Annotated in this window: 24 protein-coding genes and 1 pseudogene; 7 read left to right on the top strand and 18 right to left on the bottom strand. The window is 75.6% G+C overall.

Annotation, left to right across the window (positions count from 1 at the left end):
• Positions 1-10: 10 nt before the first annotated feature.
• The 4 genes from IEX99_RS19315 to IEX99_RS19300 all read left to right on the top strand — a co-directional run bounded on the left by IEX99_RS19315 (position 11) and on the right by IEX99_RS19300 (position 2,219).
• A complete protein-coding gene (locus IEX99_RS19315; protein WP_188903343.1) occupies positions 11-766 on the top strand; it encodes a F0F1 ATP synthase subunit A in 756 nt (251 codons plus the stop codon).
• Between the two features lie 64 nt (positions 767-830).
• On the top strand, positions 831-1,055 hold the full coding sequence (locus tag IEX99_RS19310) for an ATP synthase subunit C family protein (RefSeq protein ID WP_188903341.1): 225 nt from the start codon (positions 831-833) through the stop codon (positions 1,053-1,055).
• Between the two features lie 50 nt (positions 1,056-1,105).
• On the top strand, positions 1,106-1,705 hold the full coding sequence (locus IEX99_RS19305) for a F0F1 ATP synthase subunit B family protein (protein ID WP_188903339.1): 600 nt from the start codon (positions 1,106-1,108) through the stop codon (positions 1,703-1,705).
• 4 nt (positions 1,706-1,709) lie between these two features.
• Positions 1,710-2,219 (top strand): F0F1 ATP synthase subunit B family protein, encoded by a 510-nt coding sequence (locus IEX99_RS19300; RefSeq protein ID WP_188903337.1) that lies wholly within the window; start codon positions 1,710-1,712, stop codon positions 2,217-2,219.
• Positions 2,220-2,414: 195 nt separating this feature from the next.
• On the opposite strand, the pseudogene IEX99_RS19295 reads toward IEX99_RS19300, so the two are convergent.
• Positions 2,415-2,765 (bottom strand): annotated as a pseudogene (locus IEX99_RS19295) (YeeE/YedE family protein); the annotation flags it as partial.
• The gene (locus IEX99_RS19290) at positions 2,762-3,376 is read right to left on the bottom strand and encodes a YncE family protein (protein WP_188903335.1); all 615 of its coding nucleotides are present in this window, start codon (positions 3,374-3,376) and stop codon (positions 2,762-2,764) included. The pseudogene IEX99_RS19295 and the gene IEX99_RS19290, both read right to left, overlap by 4 nt.
• A 119-nt stretch (positions 3,377-3,495) precedes the next feature.
• On the opposite strand from IEX99_RS19290, the gene IEX99_RS19285 reads away from it, so the two are divergent.
• Entirely contained in the window at positions 3,496-3,672 is a 177-nt protein-coding gene (locus IEX99_RS19285; protein WP_188903333.1) for a hypothetical protein, read from the top strand.
• A 407-nt stretch (positions 3,673-4,079) separates the two neighbouring features.
• Here the strand turns inward: IEX99_RS19285 and IEX99_RS19280 are convergent, their stop codons facing one another.
• The 11 genes from IEX99_RS19280 to IEX99_RS19230 all read right to left on the bottom strand — a co-directional run bounded on the left by IEX99_RS19280 (position 4,080) and on the right by IEX99_RS19230 (position 15,951).
• Positions 4,080-5,714, bottom strand: a complete 1,635-nt coding sequence (locus IEX99_RS19280; RefSeq protein WP_188903331.1) for an AAA family ATPase — start codon at positions 5,712-5,714, stop codon at positions 4,080-4,082.
• Between the two features lie 52 nt (positions 5,715-5,766).
• Positions 5,767-7,269: a hypothetical protein gene (locus IEX99_RS19275; protein WP_188903330.1), complete on the bottom strand. Its 1,503-nt coding sequence runs from the start codon at positions 7,267-7,269 to the stop codon at positions 5,767-5,769.
• The gene (locus tag IEX99_RS19270; protein WP_188903328.1) at positions 7,266-7,766 is read right to left on the bottom strand and encodes a molybdenum cofactor biosynthesis protein MoaE; all 501 of its coding nucleotides are present in this window, start codon (positions 7,764-7,766) and stop codon (positions 7,266-7,268) included. Before IEX99_RS19270 ends, IEX99_RS19275 begins: the two co-directional genes overlap by 4 nt.
• Positions 7,767-7,774: 8 nt before the next feature.
• The gene (gene moaD / locus IEX99_RS19265; protein ID WP_188903326.1) at positions 7,775-8,026 is read right to left on the bottom strand and encodes a molybdopterin converting factor subunit 1; all 252 of its coding nucleotides are present in this window, start codon (positions 8,024-8,026) and stop codon (positions 7,775-7,777) included.
• An 82-nt stretch (positions 8,027-8,108) separates the two neighbouring features.
• Positions 8,109-8,801, bottom strand: coding sequence for a hypothetical protein (locus IEX99_RS19260; RefSeq protein WP_188903324.1), 693 nt, complete (start codon positions 8,799-8,801; stop codon positions 8,109-8,111).
• A 70-nt stretch (positions 8,802-8,871) separates the two neighbouring features.
• Entirely contained in the window at positions 8,872-9,555 is a 684-nt protein-coding gene (pgsA, locus tag IEX99_RS19255; RefSeq protein ID WP_188903322.1) for a CDP-diacylglycerol--glycerol-3-phosphate 3-phosphatidyltransferase, read from the bottom strand.
• 29 nt (positions 9,556-9,584) lie between these two features.
• Positions 9,585-11,498, bottom strand: coding sequence for an excinuclease ABC subunit UvrC (uvrC, locus tag IEX99_RS19250; protein ID WP_188903320.1), 1,914 nt, complete (start codon positions 11,496-11,498; stop codon positions 9,585-9,587).
• A 306-nt stretch (positions 11,499-11,804) separates the two neighbouring features.
• Positions 11,805-12,236, bottom strand: coding sequence for a dihydroneopterin aldolase (folB, locus tag IEX99_RS19245; RefSeq protein ID WP_188903318.1), 432 nt, complete (start codon positions 12,234-12,236; stop codon positions 11,805-11,807).
• Positions 12,233-13,057, bottom strand: coding sequence for an SDR family oxidoreductase (locus IEX99_RS19240; RefSeq protein WP_188903316.1), 825 nt, complete (start codon positions 13,055-13,057; stop codon positions 12,233-12,235). Before IEX99_RS19240 ends, folB begins: the two co-directional genes overlap by 4 nt.
• The gene (uvrB, locus tag IEX99_RS19235; RefSeq protein ID WP_188903314.1) at positions 13,050-15,266 is read right to left on the bottom strand and encodes an excinuclease ABC subunit UvrB; all 2,217 of its coding nucleotides are present in this window, start codon (positions 15,264-15,266) and stop codon (positions 13,050-13,052) included. The genes IEX99_RS19240 and uvrB overlap by 8 nt, the downstream gene beginning before the upstream one ends.
• 130 nt (positions 15,267-15,396) lie before the next feature.
• Positions 15,397-15,951, bottom strand: a complete 555-nt coding sequence (locus tag IEX99_RS19230) for a DUF2889 domain-containing protein (protein WP_188903312.1) — start codon at positions 15,949-15,951, stop codon at positions 15,397-15,399.
• Positions 15,952-16,179: 228 nt separating this feature from the next.
• Between IEX99_RS19230 and IEX99_RS19225 the strand changes: the two genes are divergently transcribed.
• Entirely contained in the window at positions 16,180-16,611 is a 432-nt protein-coding gene (locus IEX99_RS19225; protein ID WP_188903311.1) for a DUF488 domain-containing protein, read from the top strand.
• Positions 16,612-16,713: 102 nt separating this feature from the next.
• Here the strand turns inward: IEX99_RS19225 and IEX99_RS19220 are convergent, their stop codons facing one another.
• From IEX99_RS19220 to IEX99_RS22585, 3 genes are all read right to left on the bottom strand, one after another.
• Positions 16,714-17,889: a 2OG-Fe(II) oxygenase gene (locus tag IEX99_RS19220; protein ID WP_188903309.1), complete on the bottom strand. Its 1,176-nt coding sequence runs from the start codon at positions 17,887-17,889 to the stop codon at positions 16,714-16,716.
• A gap of 91 nt (positions 17,890-17,980) precedes the next feature.
• The gene (locus IEX99_RS19215; protein ID WP_229678152.1) at positions 17,981-18,568 is read right to left on the bottom strand and encodes a demethoxyubiquinone hydroxylase family protein; all 588 of its coding nucleotides are present in this window, start codon (positions 18,566-18,568) and stop codon (positions 17,981-17,983) included.
• Positions 18,565-19,062 carry a disulfide bond formation protein B gene (locus IEX99_RS22585; RefSeq protein WP_229678151.1) on the bottom strand — a complete coding sequence of 166 codons (498 nt, stop codon included), beginning with the start codon at positions 19,060-19,062 and terminating at the stop codon, positions 18,565-18,567. Before IEX99_RS22585 ends, IEX99_RS19215 begins: the two co-directional genes overlap by 4 nt.
• Positions 19,063-19,163: 101 nt before the next feature.
• Between IEX99_RS22585 and IEX99_RS19210 the strand changes: the two genes are divergently transcribed.
• Positions 19,164-19,790, top strand: coding sequence for a glutathione S-transferase family protein (locus tag IEX99_RS19210; protein WP_188903305.1), 627 nt, complete (start codon positions 19,164-19,166; stop codon positions 19,788-19,790).
• Positions 19,791-19,833: 43 nt separating this feature from the next.
• Here IEX99_RS19210 and IEX99_RS19205 read toward each other — a convergent pair whose 3' ends face one another.
• Both IEX99_RS19205 and otsB read right to left on the bottom strand, forming a co-directional pair.
• Complete coding sequence (locus IEX99_RS19205) at positions 19,834-21,252, bottom strand: alpha,alpha-trehalose-phosphate synthase (UDP-forming) (RefSeq protein ID WP_188903303.1); 1,419 nt, start codon at positions 21,250-21,252, stop codon at positions 19,834-19,836.
• On the bottom strand, positions 21,249-22,133 hold the full coding sequence (otsB, locus tag IEX99_RS19200) for a trehalose-phosphatase (RefSeq protein WP_188903301.1): 885 nt from the start codon (positions 22,131-22,133) through the stop codon (positions 21,249-21,251). The genes IEX99_RS19205 and otsB overlap by 4 nt, the downstream gene beginning before the upstream one ends.
• Between the last annotated feature and the right edge of the window lie 48 nt (positions 22,134-22,181).

Below are 22,181 nucleotides of genomic sequence, written 5' to 3'. Positions count from 1 at the left end.
GGATGCCGCCTTGGCCGCCGAGGGAAATGCGATCGACGCGCTGAGCCAGTTCGAGCTGACGCCGGTGCTGGGCGTGGTCGGGGCGTCGGTCGGCTTCACCCAGTCCAACGCGCACATGCTGCTCGCGGTCGGGCTGATCACCGCCCTCATGATGTGGGGCACGGCGGGCCGCGCGGTCATCCCGGGCCGCCTGCAGGCGCTGGCGGAATCGGCCTACGAGTTCGTGCACGACATGGCGGTGGGACAGATCGGCGAGGAGGGGCGGCGGTTCTTCCCGTTCCTGTTCTCGCTGTTCATGTTCATCCTGTTCGGCAACCTGCTCGGCCTGCTGCCCTACGCCTTCACCTTCACCAGCCACATCGCCGTCACCTTCACCCTCGCCGCGATCGTCTTCGTGCTGATCACGGCGGTGGGCATCGCGATCCACGGCTGGCGCTGGTTCGGCTACTTCAAGCCGGAGGGGCTGAGCCCCGCGCTCGCCGTCCTGGTCGTGCCGATCGAGATCATCTCCTACCTCTCGCGCCCGATCAGCCTCTCGGTGCGCCTGTTCGCCAACATGGTCGCCGGGCACGTGATGCTGAAGGTGTTCGCCTCCTTCGTGGTGATGCTCGGGACGGCGGGCTTCCTCGGCTTCCTCGGCGCCGCGGCGCCGCTCGCGATCAACGTCGCGCTGGTCGGCTTCGAGTTCCTCGTGGCCTTCCTCCAGGCCTACGTGTTCGCGATCCTGACCAGCATCTACCTGCACGACGCGGTGCACCTGCACTAGGCAGCGGGCGCGCCGCGCCGGCCTGACCACCCCCACCCACAGGACAAGGGAAGGACCTGTCTCCATGGACGTTCTCGCCGCGAAGGCCCTCGGGGCCGGCCTCGCCGTCATCGCCCTGGCGGGCGTCGGCATCGGCATCGGCAACATCTTCTCCGCCCTGGTGAACAGCGTGGCCCGCAACCCGGGCGCCCGCGATGCCGTCTTCCCGATCGGAATCCTGGGCTTCGCGCTGACCGAGGCGGTGGCGCTGTTCGCGCTGCTCATCGCCTTCCTCATCCTGTTCACCTGAACGGCGCGACCCCACCCCCCTTTCCCTTCCCCGAACGGAGGGCTTCCGGGATGACCCGGTGGATCCGGCTCGCGGCGGCGGTTCCGGCGTGCCTGCTCGGCGCGCCCGGGACGGCGGCGCTCGCCGCCGAGCCGCAGTCGGGCGGCATGCCGCAGCTCGACTTCGGCAATCCGCTGATGATCGCGCAGATCGTCTGGCTGCTGCTGATCTTCGGGCTGCTCTACTTCGTGATGGCCAACTACGCGCTGCCGCGCGTCGGCGAGATCCTGGAGGAGCGGCGGCGACGCATCGCCGCCGACCTCGAGGCCGCCCGCGCCGCCAAGGCCGAGGCGGACGCCGCCGCCGCCGCGCACCGCGAGGCGACGCTGCGGGCACGAACGGAAGCCCAGGCCGCGGTCGCCAGCGCGCTGCAGGAGGCGCAGGAAGAGGCGCACCGGCGCGCCGAGGCGCTGAACGCCCGCCTCGCCGAGCAGATCGCGGCGGCCGAGGCGCGCATCGCCGCGGCGCGCGACGCCGCGATGGGCGCGCTGCGCCAGGTCGCGACCGACACCGCCGAGGCGCTGGTCGCCCGCCTGATCGGCCGCGCCGACCGGGACGCGGTGGAGGCGGCGGTGGGCCGCGAGCTCGCCACGCGCCGCCAGGAGGCCTAAGCCGATGCCGCACACATACGAGCACTTCTGGCTCGACCCCAAATTCTGGGTCGCGGCGAGCTTCGTGTTGTTCATCGCGCTGGTGGGCCGCCTGGCGTGGCGACGGGTAACCGCCATGCTCGACGGCCGCGCCCAACGGGTGCGCGAGGAGCTGGAAGAGGCCGCGCGGCTGCGCGAGGAGGCCGAGGCGATGCGCCGCCAGGCCGAGGCCGACCGCCGCGCCGCGCAGGCGGAAGCCGAGGCCCTGCTCGCCCGCGCCCAGGCCGAGGCCCACCGCATCGCGGAGCAGATCGCCGCCGAGGCCGAGGCCGCGGCGAAGCGCCGCGAGCGCATGGCGATGGACCGCATCGCCGCCGCCGAGGCCAGCGCGCTCGCCGAGGTGCGCAACACGGCGGCCGAGGTGGCCACCGCCGCCGCGCGCGCCGTCATCGCCGAGCGCCTCGACGCCCAGGCCGACGCGGCGCTCGTGGACCGCGCCATCAACGACCTGCCGCGGGCGCTGCGCGCAGCCTGACGCCGCCGCGTCGGCCAGACGCCAAGCGCGGGGGACGCGCGGGTCCCGCCCCGTCGGCGTGCCGGCGCGTGCCGTCGCCGCATCCCGGGACGCGGACAGGGCTCGCTCGGGAGACACGCCGGGCGCTGCCGGCGCGCCCCCTACAGCGTAGCCGGGCCGCGGGTGGCGGCGCCGGCGTCCGGGGGCGGAGAGGCGGGCGATGCCGCAGACGCCGTGCCCGCTGGTGCAGCCGCGGCCGAGCTGCGTCCCGAAGCCGACCAGCAGCCCACCCAGCGCGAGGAGCGGCCAGGACGCCTCGATGCGCAGCGTCGGCCTGCCCCCGAGCAGCGCCGCAAGGCCGGCGCCGAGCACGAGCCCGGCGAGGAAGAGCAGCCGCCAGGCGGCATCGGCCCCCCGTCCCCGGAGGGCACCGGGCCGCAGGAGGCCGCCGGCGATGCCGCTGATCCCGGCGATCCGGCCGGTCGCGGCATGGAGCACGGCCGCCGCGAGGCCGATGAGCGCGCCCCCGAGGAGCGCGCTCGCCGGCGTGAAGCCCTCGATCGTCATCGCACCACCCGAACGCCGATCCCGTGGAAGTCGCTCCGCTCGTTGCCGGGGGCGGGCTGGATGTGGCGGAGGACCCGCCGCTCCGGGATCGAGACCACGGTGAATCCCGGCGTGGTGCCCCGCGCGATGTGCGGCATCGAGACCGGGTTCGGGCCGCGCGTCGTGATGAAGGCGAAGCGCGAATCGGGCGAGATCGCGACGATGTCGGGAGTCTGCCCGACATTCGGGATCTCCGCGACGATCCGGAAGGTCCGCGGGTCGATGACGATGGCGTTGGAGGTCACCCGGTTCACCATCCAGATCTCCCGCCCGTCGGGCGTGGCCCAGGCGCCGTGGGCATCCTCGCCGCGGCTCTCGCCCCGGTGCACGACCTCCCGCGTGGCGGTGTCGATCGCGTACCACACGCCGACGCCGTGGTCGCCTCCGTTGACGAGCATGTGGCGGCCGTCGCGCGTCAGCACCGTGCCGCAGTTCACCCGCAGCTCGTCCGGCGGATAGGCGGCGACGAGCCGGAAGGTCTCGGTGTCGAGCACGACGAGGCCGCCATTGGCGAGAGCGGGCCCGAGCGTAACGTACGCACGGCGGCCGTCCGCCGCGTACTGCTGGCACACCGCGCCGATGTCCCGGAACCGGTCGGCCTTCTCCCGGAACAGGGGGGGCGTCCGCGACGACGAGGCTGCGCCCGATCTCGAACCGGCCGGCGTGCGGGTCGATCAGGATCTCGACGAGCTTGCCATCACGCTCGACCTGTGGACTGCCGATCACCGCGACGATCGCCTGGCGCCCGTCCGGCCGCACGGTGGCCGCGTGGCTCGCCGGGCCGGTCTGCAGCACGGCCACCACCTGGCGGTCGGCGGCGCGGACCACCGCGACGTTGCCGGAGGCGGTCGCCGCGATCAGCGCGTAGGCGCCGTCGGGCGTGAAGTCGATCATGTGCGGCACGCGCACGCCGTGGCCGCTCATGTCGAGCTTCGCCACTTCCTCGAGCCGGTCGTTGAAGACGTGGAGCGTCGAGGTGCCCTGGTCGAGGGCCCAGACCTCGTAGGGTTGCGCGGGCGCGGGTGCGGGCGCCAGCCAGAGTGCCGCCACGAGGGCGGCGATCCGGATTCGCATCGTTCCCTCCCGACCTTCGCCCGTGCTGGCCGGCGCGGGCCGGTCGGATTCTCCATCCCGGCGTGCGGGCAGGCCAAACGTCCCGCATGGCGCCCCCCTCCGCCTGGACCGGACCCATGGAGCCGCGCCGCATCGCGCCCGCGCGCACCGTCCCGCCCTCGAGGAAGGGGTCGGGCACGCCGCCGCCGCGACCGGCGCCGGTCAGTGCGCGGCGGCGAGCGCCGCCTCGGCGGCGAGGCCGAGGCACTCCTCGAGCTGCGTGCGCAGGCGGCGGAGATTGCGGTGCCCCGCGAAGCTCCGGCGGAGCGCTGCCAAGGTCTCCGGCTCGAGTTCGGGCAGGTCGGCGGGGGCGCAGCCGAGGTCCTCCGCCACCGCGCCGCGCAGCCCCTCGAGCGTCGCCGCGAAGGCGCTGGCCGGCGGCGGCTCGATCCGGTGGACGGAGAGGCGCGAGAGCAGCGGCGCCGGGATGCCGCGCGTCTCGTTCGCCGCCAGGATCCACAGCACGTGGCGCAGGTCGGCCGTGGTGCGCAGGCACTCGTCGAACCAGGCGCCGGCGCTCTCGGGCTCGACCATGGCGAGCAGCGTGTCGTGGGCGCGGCCGTTGCTGTCGCGCGAGCCGCCGGCCTTCTCCACCTCGTCGAGGAAGAAGACCGGGTTGGGCGCGCCGAGCCGGGCGATCTCGGCGATCGGCCAGGCGGGGGTGGCGCCGGACCAGCCGCGCGCGGTGCCGGCGAGGCTGCGGTTGTCGGTGGCCCCGCCGAGGTTGAGCGCGGAGAAGGGCAGATCAAGCGCCTGCGCCACGCGCCGCGCGAACCAGGTCTTGCCGACGCCAGGCGGGCCGACGAGCAGGATCGGGCGCAGCCGCGGCGCCGCGCGCCCGGCATGGGCGGCGAGCGCGAGGGCGCGGCGGATCTCGGCGAGCGGCGCGGCGAAGCCGGGCGCGCTCTCCGCCAGCGCGGCGAGGCGGGCCGCGGCGTCGCGCGGCACCCGGCGCAGCGGCAGCGGCGCCTGGAGCGGACGGTAGGCGTCCCACTCCGCCCGGTCGTTGGGCGGCTCGAAGGGCTGGAGGACGGTGACGCCTGCGGGGTCCGGCCCCGCCTCCGCCGCGCGCTCGGCAGCCGCCGTGGCCGGTCCCGAGGCCTCGGCCCCTGGCGCGCCGGCTCCCGCCGCGCCGCGACCGGCCAGGGCGATGCCGACGGCCTGGGCCAGCCGCTCGGCCAGCGGCTGGCCGCTCTCCACGGGAGGGACGAAGCGCACCCAGAGATCGGCGGCGAGGCGGGCGGCGAGGACGAAGCGGCGCAGCCGCGGCTCCGCGTCCTGGGCGCCCTCGCCCGCCAGGGCCCGGGCCTGGCCGTGCAGGCGCAGCAGCAGCGCCTCGACGCAGGCGAGCGCGGCGGCGCGGGCGGTCGCGAGGCTGGCGCCGCGCTCGGCGACCACGCGCAGCGCGGCGAGGACCAGGTCCGGCCCGTGCGCGAATCGCGGCGCGACGGGAGCGAAGCGGCGGGCGAAGTCGAGCAGGCCGGCGTCGTCGCCCGGCCCCGCGATGCGCTCGCCGAAGCGGGCGGGGAAGAGCGGCGAGCGGATGTGGGCGAGCAGCGCGCGCTCGAGCGCCGTCACCTCCTCGGGCTCGATGGAGAGCCAGAGCCAGAGCGGCGGCTGGTCGTCCCCGGCGCCGAAGAGCAGGGCGGCGTCGCCGGTCGCCGGGGCGGGGTCGGCGGATGCGGGGTCGGCGGCCGGGTCTGCGCCGCGCCGGCCCGTCGCGCCGGACGGGGCGGGGGGCGGCGGGGCGGCGCCCTGTGTCTGGGTGGCGTCGGCGGCGAAGTGGGAGTCGGGCAAGGCGGGGCCCCCCTTACGCGGTCGGCTGCGATGGCGGATCACGAATATGCGATCAATGAATACTGGATACTAGAAGAAGGGAACCCTCTTCCTCCCGCTCCGCCGCGCCTTTCCGCAGGCGCATGTTTCCACCGGCGGTTCCAGCCGGGCACCCCGCGCGCCCCTCCTGCGCCGCGGCCGCCCGGACCCGCCCTCCCCCCTCCCCGGCCGCCGGCCACAGCGTCAGCCCGACGGCAAGCGGCAGCAGCCAGACGATGCGCGCCTGGTAGCGGTCGTGCGGCCCGCTCAGCGCGCCCGTGGCGAAGGCGTTGGCGAGGAGCCCGGCCAGCACGCAGGCCAGCAGCCCGAGCCGGAGCCCCTCCCCCGCCCGCGCCGCCCGCCACAGGGCGAGCGGCAGCAGCAGGGCGGCCAGGACCAGCACCGGCAGGTGCGGCGCGAGCAAGGGCGCCGCCCGCGCCTCCAGCACGCCGCGCTTCTGCGCCCCCGCGCGGTAGGCCGCCAGCTCGCGCGCCGGGAAATGCGCGGCGATCTCGCGTCCGGGGATCAGGGCGAGGAAGCGGTCGTGCAGCGTGTCGCCGACCCGCGCGGCGAGCAGCTGCCGCAGCGTGTTGCGCAGCATCGCCGCCGCCACGCCGAGCGGCTCGCGCCGGAGCGTCGCGGCCAGGATTGCCTGCGCCTCCGGCGCCATCCGCGCGCCGCCGGGCATGCCCCCCGGCAGCGGCGTGCCGTCCGGCTCGCGGTAGAGCGGGCTTTCGGGCGACCACAGGAACTCGTCCGAATCCATCGGCAGGCGGTCGAGGAAGCCGCAGAGCCGCCAGCCGGCGCCGGGGCAGAGCGCGCGCAGCGTGCGCGTCGCCGGTCCGTCGTCCTGCAGCCGCGCCAGCAGGAAGGTCGCGCCGTAGGGCGAGACCGCGAGCCGGCCATGCCCGATCGCGTTGCTCGCGAGCAGCAGCGCCAGCGCCGCGCCGAGCGGCGCCACGGCGCGCAGCGCCGGACGCGCCCGCCGGCTCAGCACGGACACGGCCGCGATCACGCCCGCCGCGACAACGAGATGCGCGAGATGCGAGGCGATCGCGAGGGTGGCGAGCGCGCCGAGATACCACGCCTCGCCGCGGCCGAGCCGGTCGCGCGCCAGGCCGAGCAGGAACAGGCCGAGCACCGTCACCGGCGCGAAGAGGTCCGGCATCAGGAAGGCCGCCGTCCAGGGCGCGCTCGTCAGCGCCGCGAGGCCGGCCGTCACCGCCAGGTGGCCCGCGGGCGAGGCGGTGCCGCGCAGCGCGCGCTGCGTCACCCACAGCAGGTGCGACAGGACCAGGCCCTGCGCGACGAGCGGTCCCCAGAGCGAGAGGCGCTGGTGGAACAGGTGGAGGAACGGCCCGTAGACGTAGGGCTTGTCCCAGATCATCAGCGGCACGAGGGTCTGCGCGAGGAAGGCCCCGGTGTCGCTGAAGACGATCGGGTAGCCGTTGAGGAAGGCCGGCCAGACCAGCAGCGCCGCGCCGGCGATCACGGCGAGGACGCCGCCCGCGCGCGAGCGCGTGGGCGGCGCGATCATCCGGCCGCGCGTTCCGGTTCCCGTCGGCGGGCCGGCGCATCCGCGCCCGCCCCGCCCCAGCGCGCCGCCGCCGCCTCGTCCTCCGCGCGCGCCGCGACCCAGCGCCGCTCGCCGTCCGCGAATTCCTCGCACTTCCAGAACGGGGCGCGGGTCTTGAGCCAGTCGATCAGGAAGGCGCAGCTCTCGAGCGCCGCGGCGCGATGCGCGCTCGCGGTCAGCACCAGCACGATCGGCTCGCCGGCCAGGATGCGTCCGACCCGGTGGATCACCGTGCAGCCGGTGAGCGGCCAGCGCGCCTCGGCCTCCGCCGCGATGCGCCGCAGCGCGCGCTCGGTCATCGCCGGATAGTGCTCGAGCACCATCGCGCTGAGCCCGTCGTCGGCGCGGCAGACGCCGAGGAAGCTCGCCACGGCGCCGACATCGCTGCGCCCGGCGGTCAGCGCGGCGGTCTCCGCCGCCAGGTCGAACAGCGCCTCCTGCACCCGGACCGTCGCCATGGCCTGTCTCAGCCTCCCGTCACCGGCGGGAAGAACGCCACCTCGTCGCCCGGCGCGACCGGCGTGTCGGGGGTGGCGAATTCCTGGTTCACCGCCGCGCGCACCTGGCGCGGATCGGCGAAGGCGGCGGCGTGGCCGGGGCTGCGCGCGGCGAGCCAGCGGATCAGGCCCGCGACGTCGCGCACGTCCGCAGGCGGCGCGGCCTCCTCCTCGGCGACGCCGACCTTCTGCCGCAGCCAGGCGAAATAGAGCACGCGCATCGGGCTCTCCCTCACGCGCCGCGCACCGGTCGCGCCGGGGTCGGGAGGCGGGGCGGGGTCGGCGGCATCCGGCGGCGCCCGCTCAGCGCGGCGTCGGCACGACCCGCACCCGCCCGTCGGGCCCGATCAGGACCGTCGTCGGGCCTTCGGGGACGGCGACGCCGCCCCCGGCGGTGCCGGGCTCACCGAAGGTCTGGTACTGCTCCGTCCCGCCCGTCGTGACCGCCTGGCCGCCCGGATAGGGGATGACGCGCCCCTCGACCCGCGCCGGAGGGGGCGTCACCGGCAGGGCCGGCGGCTGCGCCGGGAGGCGAAGCTCGGCTCTCGGCTCCGGCGGTGGCGGCGGGGCCGAGGAGCTGCCGCGGCGCGCCGGGCGCCGCGCCGGGGGCGGGGGTCGCTGCTCGGCAGGCGGAGGCGGCTCGGCGCGCATCCCCTCGGGCCGGTAGGGCGGGATGTCGCGCAGGGCGTCAGCCGGATCGGCGAGGGTGACCCGCGGCGCCTCCTGGAGCGGCCATATGTCGCCCGGCTCGGGGGTCAGCGGCGGGACGGGCACCTCGGCGGCCCCGCCGCCGGTGACGCGCCGCACCGTCAGGCTGTCCATGTCCACCACGCGGGCGCCCACGGGCGCCCAGGGGGGCGTGACGTCGAGCGCCGCGCAGCCCGGCAGGGCCAGCGCGGACGCCGCCAGGACGCCGGCCGCGACGGCGCGTCGTCGCGCTCCGGCATCGCCGCTCGCCAGCGCCGCCACCATTCCCTTGCCGCCGTCGCCGATCATGCCGCCCGCGCTCCCCCAGGTCCCTCCGGCTCGCCGCCGCCCCGCACCATGCGCCGCCGGTCCGGGCCGCTCAAGGCCGCACCGCGGGCGGATCGGTGGCCTCGACCGGGCGCGCCGCGCCGGCGGCGGGCAGCGCCTCGACCGGGCCGGGATGGTGCGCCGATGACGCGGCCGCCGCATGGCGCTCGCCCGCCGCGTGGCGCAGCCCGGCCTGGAGGTAGTCCCAACCGGTCGCCAGGGTCAGCACCGCCGCGGTCCACAGCATCGCCTCGCCGATGAGCGAGATGGGCAGGACGTCGAGGAAGATCACCCCCGCCCCGGAGTCGCCGGCGAGCAGCGTGCCCAGCGCGCCCATCTGGAATCCCGTCTTCCACTTGGCCAGCCGCGTCACCGGCAGGCCGAGCCTGATGCCGGCGAGGAACTCGCGCAGGCCCGAGACCAGGATCTCGCGCAGCAGGATCACGATCGCGGGATACAGCCCGTAGTCCGAGAGCCGGCCGTGCCCGGCGAGCAGCATCAGCGCCGCGCCGACCAGCAGCTTGTCGGCGATCGGGTCGAGCATGCGCCCGAAGGAGCTGATCTGCCGGCGCTGCCGCGCGATCCTGCCGTCGAAGTAGTCGGTGATGGCGGCGAGGGAGAAGACGACGCAGGCGGCGAGGTCCGCCCAGGGCCGCTCGAGCGAGGCGAACAGCACCACGAGCGGGATCGCGGCGATGCGCGAGAGGGTGAGCAGGTTCGGAAGGTCGGTCGGCACGGGGCTGTCCGGCGGCGCTCGGGTGCGGTTCAGCCGGGGGTTCTAGCGGCGACGGCGCCGGGGTGGAAATGCCCGTGGATGCGCCGCGCCAGCGCCGCCCCGACGCCGGGGCAGTTCTCGAGATCGGCAAGGCCGGCCTGCTTGACGGCGCGCACCGAGCCGAAATGGTTCAGCAGCGCGCGCTTGGTCGCGGGGCCGACGCCCGGCACCTCGTCGAGCTCGCTCCGCACCAGCGATCTCGAGCGGCCGGCGCGGTGCGTGGTGACGGCGAAGCGGTGCGCCTCGTCGCGCAGGCGCTGCAGATAGTAGAGAACCGGATCGCGCGGCGGGAGCTGGAAGGGCGCGCGTCCCGCCTGGTGGAACCATTCGCGCCCGGCGTCGCGGTCCGCGCCCTTCGCGATGGCGACCACCGGGAGGTCGTGGCAGCCGAGCTCGTTCAGCACCGCGCGCGCGGCGTTGAGCTGGCCGAGGCCGCCATCAATCAGCACGAGGTCGGGCCAGGCGCCGGATTCGCGCAGCGGGTCCTCCTTCGCGGCGCGGCCGAAGCGGCGCTCGAACACCTCGCGCATCATGGCGAAGTCGTCGCCCGGCCTCGCGGGGCCCCTGATGCCGAACTTGCGGTAGGCGTGCTTGAGGAAGCCGGCCGGGCCGGCGGCGATCATCACGCCGTAGGCGTTGGCGCCCTGGATGTGGCTGTTGTCGTAGACCTCGATCCGCTCCGGCGCGGAGGGGAGGTCGAACAGCTTCGCCACGCCCTGCAGCAGCGCCTCCTGCGCCGTGCCCTCGGCCAGGCGGCGCTCCAGCGCCTCGCGCGCGTTGGCCAGGGCGTGCTCGACGGCGGCGCGCTTGTCGCCGCGCTGCGGCCGGTGCAGCTCGACCCTGCGGCCGGCGCGGGTGGCGAGCGCCTCGGCGACCAGCGCCTGCTCCGGCAGCTCGTGGCTGAGCAGGACGAGCGGCGGCGGCGCCAGGTCGTCGTAGAGCTGGGCGACGAAGCTCTGCAGGACCTCGCCCTCGCGCTGCCCGGCCCTGGCGTGGCTGAGGAAGAACGGACGGTTGCCGTTGTTGCGGCCGCCGCGGAAGAAGAAGACCTGCACGCAGGACTGGCCGGCGAGCTGGTGCAGCGCGATCACGTCCGCGTCGCCGACGCCCTCCATGTTGATCCGGTCGCGCCCCTGCACGTGCGTCAGGCCGCGGATGCGGTCGCGGATCGCGGCGGCGCGCTCGAATTCGAGACGCTCCGCCGCCTCCTCCATCTCCTGCGCCAGGCGCCGCTGGATGGAGGGCGTGCCGCCGGAGAGGAACTCCTTCGCCTCGCGCACCAGCGCGGCGTAGTCCTCGCGCGCGATGCGCCCGACGCAGGGCGCCGAGCAGCGCCGGATCTGGTGGAGCAGGCAGGGCCGGTCGCGGCTCTCGAACACCGTGTCGCGGCAGGAGCGCAGCAGGAAGACGCGCTGCAGCGCGGTCAGCGTCTGGTTCACCGCCCAGGCCGAGGCGAAGGGGCCGAAGTAGCTCGCGCCCTTGCGGCGCTCGCCGCGGTGCTTGGCGATCTGCGGGTAGGGGTGGTCCTCGGTCAGCACCAGCCAGGGGTAGGACTTGTCGTCCCGCAGCACGATGTTGTAGCGCGGGCGCAGGCGCTTGATGAGGTTGGCCTCGAGCAGCAGCGCCTCGGCCTCGGAGGCGGTGGTGACCACCTCCAGGCTGCGCGTCTCGTGCACCATGCGGCGCAGGCGCTCGGGCAGGCGGCCGATCCGCGTGTAGGCGGCGACCCGCCGGCGCAGGGCGCGCGCCTTGCCGACATAGAGCGCCTCGCCGCGCGCATCGAGCATGCGATAGACGCCCGGCGAGAGCGGCAGGGTCGGAAGCGCGGTCTCGATCACCCGCATGCCTTCGAGGACGGGCGCGGCGTCGCGCCGGCCTGTCCCCGATTCGTTCACCGCTGCCATGGCGCTGACCTATGCCGCCGGAAGGCGCGGCTCAAGCCCGCGCTTGTCCACCAAAGCTGTGGAAAACTCTGTGGAAGGAGATTGCCCAATCCGGTTCCGGCGGCGGTCACACGCCGGTCACATTTGACTGCCCGGTTTTTGTGCAAACCCGTACCAGCTCCTTAAGCCGTTGAAATACCGTTAAGTTACGACTGCGGGCCGCTCGCGTCATGCGTCAAGAGCAACTTCGCGATTGACGCGGCGTGGGCGGCTCGCGCAGCCGTGACGGCGGTGGACAAAACGTGCGCCGAACCCTTCCAGGGCCGCCTAAGGTCGCTGCCGGCGCCGCTGCCGCTCGACGGCGACGCCGACCGACTCGGCGTCGGCGACGGCGTCCGGCTTCTCGACCGTCACCCGCACCGCCCGCACCCGCGGCTGCTCGGCCAGCACGGCGAGGGCGATGCGCTCGGCCAGCGTCTCGGCCAGCCGCACATGCCCCTCGGTCGCGGCGCGCCGCGCCGTCTCCGCCAGCCGGCCGTAGTCCACGACGCGGGCGAGCCGATCGGCGCCGATGCCGTCGGGCGCGGCGTCGTCCTCGACCGCCGCCTCGATGGCGATGCGCACGCGCTGCGGCGCGCGCTCCTCGTGCGGATGCACGCCGAGGCGCGCGCGCACCTCGAGCCCGCGCACGAAGACGAGGCGCAGCCCGCGCGCCGCGTCCGGCGCGAAGCCCTCGCCGCGCGCCGCGTCGCCGCTCATTCCGGCACCGTCCCGGCGGCGCGCGAGGGCGACCACTGCAGGTGCTGCCCGCCGTCGAGCGCGATCATCTGCCCCGTCATCGAGGGCAGGGCGAGGATCGCGCGCAGCGCCCGCGCCACCTCCTCCGGCGAGGTGCCGCGCCGCAGCGGCGTGGAGGCGCATTGCCGCGCGAACTGCTCCGGCGTCTGCCGCTTCGAGGGCAGGGCGGGGCCGGGGCCGATCGCGTTCACCCGGATGCGCGGCGCGAGCGCGAGGGCGAGGCTCCGCGTCAGCCCCCAGAGCCCCACCTTGGAGACGGTGTAGGAGACGAAGTGCGGCGTGACGGACCACACCCGCTGGTCGAGCATGTTGACCACCACGCCCTCCGCCGCCTCCGGCAGGGCGCGGGCGAACGCCTGCGTCAGCACGAAGGGCGCGCGCAGGTTCGGCTCGAGATGCGCGTCCCAGCTCGCGCGCGTCGCGTCGTGCCACTCGTCGCGCTCGAAGACGCTGGCGTTGTTGACCAGCACGCCGATCGGGCCGCCGAGCGCCTCGGCGGCGCGCCCGAGCAGCGCCGCGGTCTGCGCCTCCCGCGCGAGGTCGGCGCCGAGGGCGACGGCGGCGCGGCCGCGCGCGCGCACCTCCGCCGCCGCCGCCTCGGCCTCCGCGGCGCTGCGGCCGTAGTGCACGGCGACGTCGAAGCCCGCCTCGGCGAGCGCCCGCACCATCGCCCGCCCGAGGCGCCGGGCGCCGCCCGTGACCAGCGCCGCGCGCGGGATCGAGTCCGCGACCGGCCAGGCCGCGGCGGCGCCCTCCGGGGCGGCGCGGGCCGGCTCAGCCACGGCGGCGCCCGCCACGCCCGCCGCCGGCGCGCTGCGGCGCCGCCGGCCGCTGCCGGCCCCGCCTCGGCTCGTGGCCGCCGCCGCCCGGCCCGAGCGGCTGCGGCCGCCAGTCCCGCGCGCCGCCGCCCCGCGGGCGCGCGGCCGGCGGCGCGTCCAGGCCGAGCTCCAGCGCCTCCAGCCGCCTGATCTCGTCGCGCAGCCGCGCCGCCTCCTCGAACTCCAGCTCCGCCGCCGCGGCGCGCATGCGCTTCTCGAGCTCCGCGATCGTCGCGCGCAGGTCCTTGCCGACGAACTCGGTCGCGCTCTCCGAGTCCTCGACCGCCTCGACCGTCACGTAGTCCTGCTCGTAGACGCTCTGCAGCACGTCGGCGATCTGGCGCCTGATGGTCTGCGGCGTGATGCCGTGCGCCTCGTTCCAGGCCATCTGCTTGGCGCGGCGGCGCTTCGTCTCCTCCAGCGCGCGGCGGAGCGAGTCCGTCATGGTGTCGGCGTAGAGGATCACCCGCCCCTCCGCGTTGCGCGCGGCGCGGCCGATGGTCTGGATCAGGCTGGTCGTGGAGCGCAGGAAGCCCTCCTTGTCGGCGTCGAGGATCGCGACCAGCATGCATTCGGGGATGTCGAGCCCCTCGCGCAGCAGGTTGATCCCGACCAGCACGTCGAACACGCCGAGGCGGAGGTCGCGGATGATCTCGATCCGCTCCAGCGTGTCCACGTCCGAGTGCAGGTAGCGCACCCTGATGCCCGCCTCGGCCATGTACTCGGTCAGGTCCTCGGCCATGCGCTTGGTGAGGGTCGTGACCAGGACGCGCCCGCCCCTCGCGGCGACATCGCGGCACTCGGCGAGCAGGTCGTCCACCTGGCCCTCGACCGGGCGCACGACGCAGACCGGGTCTATCAGCCCCGTGGGGCGGATCACCTGCTCGGCGAAGGCGCCGCCGGTGCGCTCCAGCTCCCACGGACCCGGCGTGGCGCTGACGAAGATCGTCGCCGGGCGGTAGGCGTCCCACTCCTCGAAGCGCAGCGGGCGGTTGTCCACGCAGCTCGGCAGGCGGAAGCCGTACTCGGCGAGCACGCTCTTGCGGTTGTAGTCGCCGCGGAACATGCCGCCGAGCTGGGGGACGGTGACGTGGCTCTCGTCCACGATCAGCAGCGCGTTCTCCGGCAGGTACTCGAACAGGGTCGGCGGCGGCTCGCCGGGGTTGCGGCCGGTGAGGTAGCGCGAGTAGTTCTCGATCCCCTTGCAGGAGCCGGTCGTCTCCAGCATCTCGATGTCGAACATGGTGCGCTGCTCGAGCCGCTGCGCCTCGAGCAGCCTGCCCGCGGCCTCCAGCTCGGCGAGGCGCTGCTTCAGCTCCGCCTTGATCTGCGCGATCGCCTGCCGGAGCGTCGGCCGCGGCGTGACGTAGTGGCTGTTGGCGTAGATGGCGACGGAGGCCATCTCGGCGGTGACCTCGCCGGTCAGCGGGTCGAACTCGCGCAGCGCCTCGATCTCGTCGCCGAAGAGCGAGACGCGCCAGGCGCGGTCCTCGAGGTGCGAGGGCCAGACGTCCACCGTCTCGCCGCGGATGCGGAAGGTGCCGCGCTGGAAGGCGGCGTCGTTGCGCCGGTACTGCTGCTCGACCAGGCCGCGCACCAGCGCGTCGCGCTCGATCCGCCCGCCCCTGGCGAGCCGCACCACCATGCGCGAGTAGGTCTCGACCGAGCCGATGCCGTAGATGCAGGAGACGGAGGCGACGATCACCACGTCGCTGCGCTCGAGCAGCGCCTGCGTCGCGGCGTGGCGCATGCGGTCGATCTGCTCGTTGATCTGCGCGTCCTTCTCGATGTAGGTGTCGGTGCGCGGGACGTAGGCCTCCGGCTGGTAGTAGTCGTAGTAGGAGACGAAGTACTCCACCGCGTTCTCCGGGAAGAACGCCTTCATCTCGCCGTAGAGCTGCGCGGCCAGGGTCTTGTTCGGGGCGAGGATCAGCGTCGGGCGCTGCACCGCCTCGATCACCTTCGCCATGGTGAAGGTCTTGCCGGAGCCGGTGACGCCGAGCAGCACCTGGTCGCGCTCGCCGCGCGCGAGGCCCTCGACCAGCTCGCGGATCGCCTGCGGCTGGTCGCCGCTCGGCTCGAAGGGCGAAACGACCTTGAGCCGCCGCTCCGCGGGCGGCGGCGGGCGCTTCTGCGGGAAGAACAGCACCGGGGGCGCGGCGAGCAGGTTCATCGGCGGCGGTTCGATCCGGCGGAGGGCGGCGTCGGGGCACCGGCCCCGCGGCAGTTCGGCGTCACGACCAAGATGGGGCCGCCGCCGCGTCCCGTCGAGCCGGCCAGGCCGGCGCCGCGGCCAGCGGCCGCTACTCCGCCGCCCGCTTCGTCGCCGCGGCGGCCGCCTTCGCCGCCTCCGGGAAGCGCGCCCGCACCACCGGCCCGTCCGCCGCCCAGGCGAGGCAGGTGTCCACCAGCCCCGGGCTGCCGCTGCCGCTGCGCCCGCCGATGGTCTGGTAGGCGACGGTGGCGAGCTGGCCGAGCATCTCGCGCAGGTGCGTGCAGCCCGCCGTGCCGCCCACCCGCTCCCGCACCGCGCGGGTGAAGCCCGGGCCGATGCGCAGGCCGACGAGGCGCTTGAAGTTCGCCGCCGCCGCCGGGCAGACGGCGTAGGGCGTGTGGTCCGAGACCGCCTCGACGTCGTGGATCAGCATCGCCTCGTCCACCGTCAGGCGCAGCCACATGCCGTGCAGCGGCTCGCCCGGCGCGACCGGGCCGCGGTCCATGGTCTCGAAGGGCTCGGTCTTGGTGTCGGTGAGCTGCCCCTCGATGTCGTAGAGCCCGTCCTCGCGCTGGTAGCCGCGCATGACGAGGCTGCGGGTGTGCAGGAGCTGCCGTCTCGCGGCGGCGGGTGGCAGGGGCATGGGCGAACGGGTCCGGCCTGCTGCGGTGACGTGCTGCGGCGCAGCGTGACCGTCCCTATGCCAGCCGGGCGAGCGGAAGGCCAGACCGCGCGGCGCGCGGCCGTTCCTGACCGGCCATGCGCGGCACGCGCCGCACCCCGGCGCGCCGCCCGCGGCGGAGCGTGCCGGCCGCCTTTGACCCGTGTCCCGGGCGGAATCTATGGTGACCGCCGGTGACGGGTGGCTGCCATGGTTGCCGGCCGGAACATTCGGCTGAAGCGGATCTACGACCCTCCCGAGCCCGGTGACGGCGCGCGGATCCTGGTGGATCGGCTGTGGCCGCGCGGCATCAGCAAGGAGCGCGCCGCGCTGACCGCCTGGTTCAAGGACGTCGCGCCGAGCACCGCGCTGCGCCGATGGTTCGGGCACGAGCCCTCCCGCTGGCCCGCCTTCCGCGAGAAGTACCGCGCGGAGCTCGAGCACCGGCCCGAGGCTCTCGCCGCCCTGCACGAGCTGGCCGGCCGGGGTCCGCTCACCCTGCTGTTCGCGGCCCGGGACGAGGCGCACAACGAGGCGGTGGTCCTCCGGGATGTCCTGCTGGAGGACGGGGGCCACCGCGGTGCGGCGGGCAACGCCACGGCGCCCCCTGCGCCCGCGCCAGGCGCGCGCCGCCGGCGCTAGGGCAGATCGCGGACGGCTGGAAACGGCCGGGAGCGCGAAGAATCTGCTCGGCAGACGACGAGCGGGAGCCGTTGCAGCGGGCACGGCCGGGCGAAAACGGCTCTATGCGCCTGCCGTGGCCCCGCCCCTGCGGTATTCGCCGACCCCCTCGCCCAGATAGGCGCTGTTCGCCTCGCGGAGCCGCGCGCCCGCCTCGTCGTAGAGGAAGGGCAGGAAGACGTAGCGCCGCCCCTTGGTCACCGGCAGCGCCTCGTGCAGCAGCGAGCAGGAGAACACCACCGCGCCCCCGGTCGGGGCGCGGTAGCTGCGCGTGCCGAACTCCGGGAACCGCAGCTCCCCGCCCTCGTATTCCTCGGCGTTGAGGTTCAGCGTCACCGCGAACCTGCGGTGCGCCGTGCCCCGCGTGGTGTTGTCGCGGTGGGCGGCGAAGTGGCCCTGCTCGGCCGCGTCGTAGCAGGCGACGATGTAGCGCTCCATGCGCGTGGCGCGGAACTGGAAGGCCTTCTCGATCTCCGGCAGCAGGCGCCGGACGATGCGCGCCCGCGCCGCCGCCCTCGCCGCCTCGTCCTCGATGACGTAGTCGGCGCGGCGCTTGTGGGCGGGGTCGTGCACCGCCACGGTCCGGCCGTCCACCTCGCGCATGAAGCCCGAGGGCTGGCCGCCGTGCCGCTCGTAGAGGCCGATCAGGTGGCGGCAGAACTCCGGCTCGAACACCCGCGGCACCAGCAGCACCGGGGCCCAGGGCGCGGCGACGCCGGCGTGCCGCTCCGGCGGCGGCAGCGCGGCGAGGTCGCGCATCACCGCCTCCGCCTCGGCCAGCGGCCGCACGGCCAGCACCCGCAGCGTCGGATCGAGCACGACCCAGAACGGCCGGGACAGCGCGCGCGCCCCGCCGCCGGCGCCGTCGCCGATGCGGTCCGGCTCGGGCGGCGGCGCCGGCATGAGGGCGCCGTAGAGCCGGCTCACCGCGCCGTCGAAGTCCCAGAAGTGGCGGATGCCGGGCAGGGACTGCACCAGCCGGCCCTGGCGCCGGTCCTCCGGGTCGAGGGTGACGCAGAACAGGGCGATGCGCCGGTCGTCGAACAGCGCGCGGTGCGCCGCGATGGCGGCGAGCGCCGGCCGCGCCTCCGGCCGCCCGGCCGAGGCCAGGAAGCACAGCACCACGTAGCGCCCGGCGACGGAGGAGAAGACGTAGTGCGGGTTCGCGCCGCACGCGGCGGTGAACCAGGGGGCGGGATCGCCCGGGGTCAGGCGCGGGGGCTGCTGCGTCTCCGCCATGGCGCTGCGGGTCTCCCTCGTGAGCCTCTCCCGCGGGCGAGGATACCCCGCCCGGGCGTCGGAAGCGAAGGGGACGGCGGCGCCGGCCGGGTCAGATCCGCTCGCTCAGCCGGATCGCGACCCTGCAGCCGGCCCTGATCGCCGCCGAGAGCAGGCGGTAGGCGGGCGCCCGCTCCGCCTCGTGGGCGAGGCCGATGTCGCGGTGCTCCAGCTCCTCGGCGCGGAAGCGCGCGATGTCGGCGCGGAGCGCCGCCTCGTCCTCGCCGAGCGCGGCCTCCTGCGCGCGGTAGTGCTCGTCTATCGCCTCCTCGACGGCGACGGTGCAGGCCATGGCGGCGCGGTGGCCCAGCAGCGCCGTCGCCGCGCCGAGCGCGAAGCCGGCGACGTGCCAGAGCGGCAGCAGCGCGGTCGGGCGCACGCGCCGCTCGGCGATCAGGCGCGCGAAGGTGTCGAGGTGGTGCTGCTCCTGCGCCTGCATGTGGCGCAGCATCGGCTCCCAGCGCGTGCCGCGCAGCACCGCGATCTGGCCCTCGTAGATGCGCTTCGCGCCGTATTCCCCCGCATGGTCCACGCGGATCGCGCGCGCCACGACCTCGCGGGGCGTGGGGTCGCCCGGCAGGCGGGGCTCGCCGGTGGCGGCGCGCGGCGGGGCCCCCTCCCCCGCGGGCACGGCGCTCACCGGCGCGGCCTCCGCCCCGCGAGGAACAGGGTGAAGCCGCCGAGGCCGAGGGCGTAGAGCAGGTTCATGCCGGCCATGGAGATCGGCACCCCCTCGATCAGGAAGGTCGGCGCGTCGCAGGGCTTGGTCGGCGCCGCGGCAAGCCCGCGCATCAGCTCCTCGACGCTCGTCGGGGCGGTGCCCGAGGCGGTCGGCACCTGGCATCCCGGCAGCGGCGAGGGCCACCAGTCCTGCTCCACCCCGACGTGCAGCACCGCGATCGCGCCCGAGGCGAGCACGGCGACCCCGGCGAGGCCGAGCAGCACGCGCCGCGCCCGGCCGACCAGCAGCGCCGCCCCCAGGGCGAGCCCCGCCGCGACCCAGTAGGGCCAGCGCTGCCAGAGGCAGAGCTCGCAGGGGGCGAGCCCCCACCAGTCCTCGCTGCCCTGCGCGAAGAGCGGCGCGGCGGCGGCGAGCGCGGCGACCAGGAGGGCGGTGGGGACGGAAGGGTCCATGGCGGGGCTACATTGCCCCTCCCCGCCTCCGGCGCAACTGGACCCGCCCCCCGCGGCGCCCCTACCGTGACGGCCCCGCAGCGGCAGGAGGGAGGCGCGCCATGCTGACGATCTGGGGCCGGACGAGCTCGAGCAACGTGATGAAGGTGCTCTGGCTCTGCGACGAGCTGGGCGTGACCTACGACCGCATCGACGCCGGCGGCGCCTTCGGCCGCACCCGGGACCCGGACTACCTGGCGAAGAACCCGAACGCCCTCGTCCCCACCATCGAGGAGGAGGACGGCTTCACGCTGTGGGAGAGCAACACCATCCTCCGCTACCTGTGCAACACGCGCCCCGGCGGCGCCGCGCTCTACCCCGCCGCGCCGCGCGAGCGGGCGGAGGTCGAGCGCTGGATGGACTGGCAGCTCTCGCGCGTGACCGGGCCGATGACGACGCTGTTCTTCACCTATGTGCGGACGCCGGAGGAGGACCGCGACCTCGCGGCCGCGGCCAGGGCCAGGGACGCCGCGGAGGAGCTGTGGGGCATCCTGGATGCGCGGCTCGCCGGGCGCGAGTTCATCGCGGGGGCGGCGTTCACGATCGCCGACATCGCGCTCGGCATCCAGGCCCACCGCTGGTTCAACCTGCCGGTCGCGCGGGCGGAGCGGAAGAACCTGCGCGGCTGGTACGAGCGCCTCGGGCAGCGGCCCGCCTACCGCAGGCACGTGATGGTGCCGATGGCCTGAGCGCCCGCGGCCGCGAGGCCGCAGCGGAGGCTCCGGCCGCGCGCTACGCCGCCTTCCCTCCCGGCTCCGCCAGCGCGGCCCCGCCCTCGAGCGCGGCCAGGAAGCCGCGTGACCAGGCGGTGGCGTCGTGGGTGGTCACCGCGTCCATCATCTGCCGCCAGCGCGCGATGCGCTCCGCCGCCGGCATGCTGAGCGCGCGGTCGAGCGCCTCGGCGATCGCGTCGGGGTCGAGCGGATTGACCACCAGCGCGCCCTCGAGGTCCCCCGCCGCGCCGGCGAAGCGGGAGAGCACCAGCACGCCCGGATCCTCCGGGTCCTGCGCGGCGACGTACTCCTTGGCGACCAGGTTCATCCCGTCGCGCAGCGGCGTGACCAGCCCGACCCGGGCGATGCGCATGAAGCCCGCGAGGGTCGTGCGCGCCACCGCGCGGGTGATGTAGCGCAGCGGCACCCAGTCGAACTCCGCGTACTGGCCGTTGATCCGGCCGGTCAGCTCGTCCAGCTCGCGCCGCAGCGCCTGGTACTGCGCGACCTCGGCGCGCGAGACGGGAGCGAACTGGAGGTAGGTGACGGCGCTCAGGTGCCGCCCCTCGAAGCCCGCGAGCAGCCGGCCGTAGCCGGTGAACCGGTGCGGCAGCCCCTTGGTGTAGTCGAGCCGGTCCACGCCGATCACCAGCGCCCGACGGACCAGCGAGGCGCGCAGGCGCGCCGCCTCCGGCCCGCGCGCCGCCCGTTCGGCCATCGCGGCGAAGCCCTTCGCGTCGATGCCAGCCGCCCAGGCGCCGACGCGCCGCGCCGCCTCGGGATGGCCGCCGCGCGTCAGCGCCTCGCGCAGATGCGCCGCGTCCTCCTCGGTCTGCACGCCGATCACGTCGTAGGCGGCGAGGTCGGCGAGCAGCTCCTCGGTGCGCGGCAGGGCGCAGAAGACGCTGCGCGGCGGGAAGGGGACGTGGAGGAAGAAGCCGATCCGGCGCCGCGCCGCCGCGCCGCCGGCCCGCCGCAGCTCGGCGCCGAGCGGGAAGAGATGGAAGTCGTGCACCCAGACCGTGTCGTCGGGCCTGAGCAGCGGCGCGAGCGCCGCGGCGAAGGCCGCGTTCACCGCGCGGTAGCCGGCGTAGTCCTCGCGGTCGAACTGCGCGATGCCGAGCCGGTAGTGGAGCATCGGCCACAGCGAGGCGTTGGCGAAGCCCTGGTAGTAGCGGCGGAAGTCGCCCTCGCCGAGGTCGAGCGTGGCGTAGGTGAGCCGCCCGTGGCGGGCCAGCCGCGGCCGCGTGGAGGTGGCCTCGGCGATCTGCCCGCTCCATCCGAACCACAGCGCCTCGCGCTCGGCGAGCGCCTCCTGCAGCGCGACGGCGAGGCCGCCCGCGCTGGCGGCGCGCTCGCGCGGGTTCGGCACGCGGTTGGCGACGATCACCAGGCGGCGACCCCGCTCCGCGGCCGTCGCCGCGGCGCGCCTGGTCACGACCGCGCCCCCTGCGGCCGCGGCGGCACCGCGCCGGAGCCGGACCGAGAAGGCGCCGCATGCCGCGGGGGCGCGGCGGGGCGTCGCGTCGCCGTGGCGGGTCGGGCCTGTCCCTCGTCCATCTTTTCCTCCGTCGCAGCCGAGACGTCCGCCTCCTCCCCCGCATGCGCGGCGAGCCAGGCGCGCAGCCGGGCCGGCGTGCCGAACGCGTCCTGCAGCCGCAGGCCGATCCCGCCGCCGGAGCGGGCCTCGGCCATGCCCTCCTCGTCGGTCGCGTCGTCGCCGACGAACACCGGCACGCGCCCGGCGAAGGGCGGGCGGGTCATCAGCGCGGCCACCGCGCTCGCCTTGGAGACGCCGCGCGGGCGCACCTCCCACGCCTTGCGGGCGGCCAGCAGCGCGAAGCGCTCGGGCTGCTCGGCAACCAGCGCCGACAGCAGCTCGCGCGCCGCCTCCCCCGCCTCGGGGCCGGCGAGACGGTAGTGCAGCACGAAGCCGTGCGCCTTCTCCTCGAGCAGGGCGCCGGGGAACCGCTCGGCCAGCGCGGCGGCGCGGGCGCGCCATTCGGGCGGCGGCAGCGGCAGGTGCGGCCCGATCACCGGCGCGCCCGGCCCGAGCCGCAGCGCCGCCCCGTGGTCGCCGACCTTCACGACCGGCAGGGGGAGGAACCGGTCGAGGTCCCGCATCGGCCGCCCGCTCACCACCGCCAGCGCGCCGTCCAGCCGGCGCGCGAGCCGACCCAGCACCGACAGGAGCGCGGGCGGCACCCGCACCGCGTCGGGCGTCGGCGCGATCTCCACCAGCGTCCCGTCGAAGTCGAGGAACAGGGCGGCCCTGGGCGGCAGGGGCGGCGGCTCGGGGAGGGACGACGGCACGGACATGAAGGAAAAGATAGGATCAGCTCACGGGATGTTCAGTCACTTGGCGCG

It is taken from the genome of Caldovatus sediminis (assembly GCF_014644455.1).
In the GTDB taxonomy this organism is placed as follows: domain Bacteria; phylum Pseudomonadota; class Alphaproteobacteria; order Acetobacterales; family Acetobacteraceae; genus Caldovatus; species Caldovatus sediminis.
This window is presented reverse-complemented; position numbering and strand designations above follow the sequence as displayed.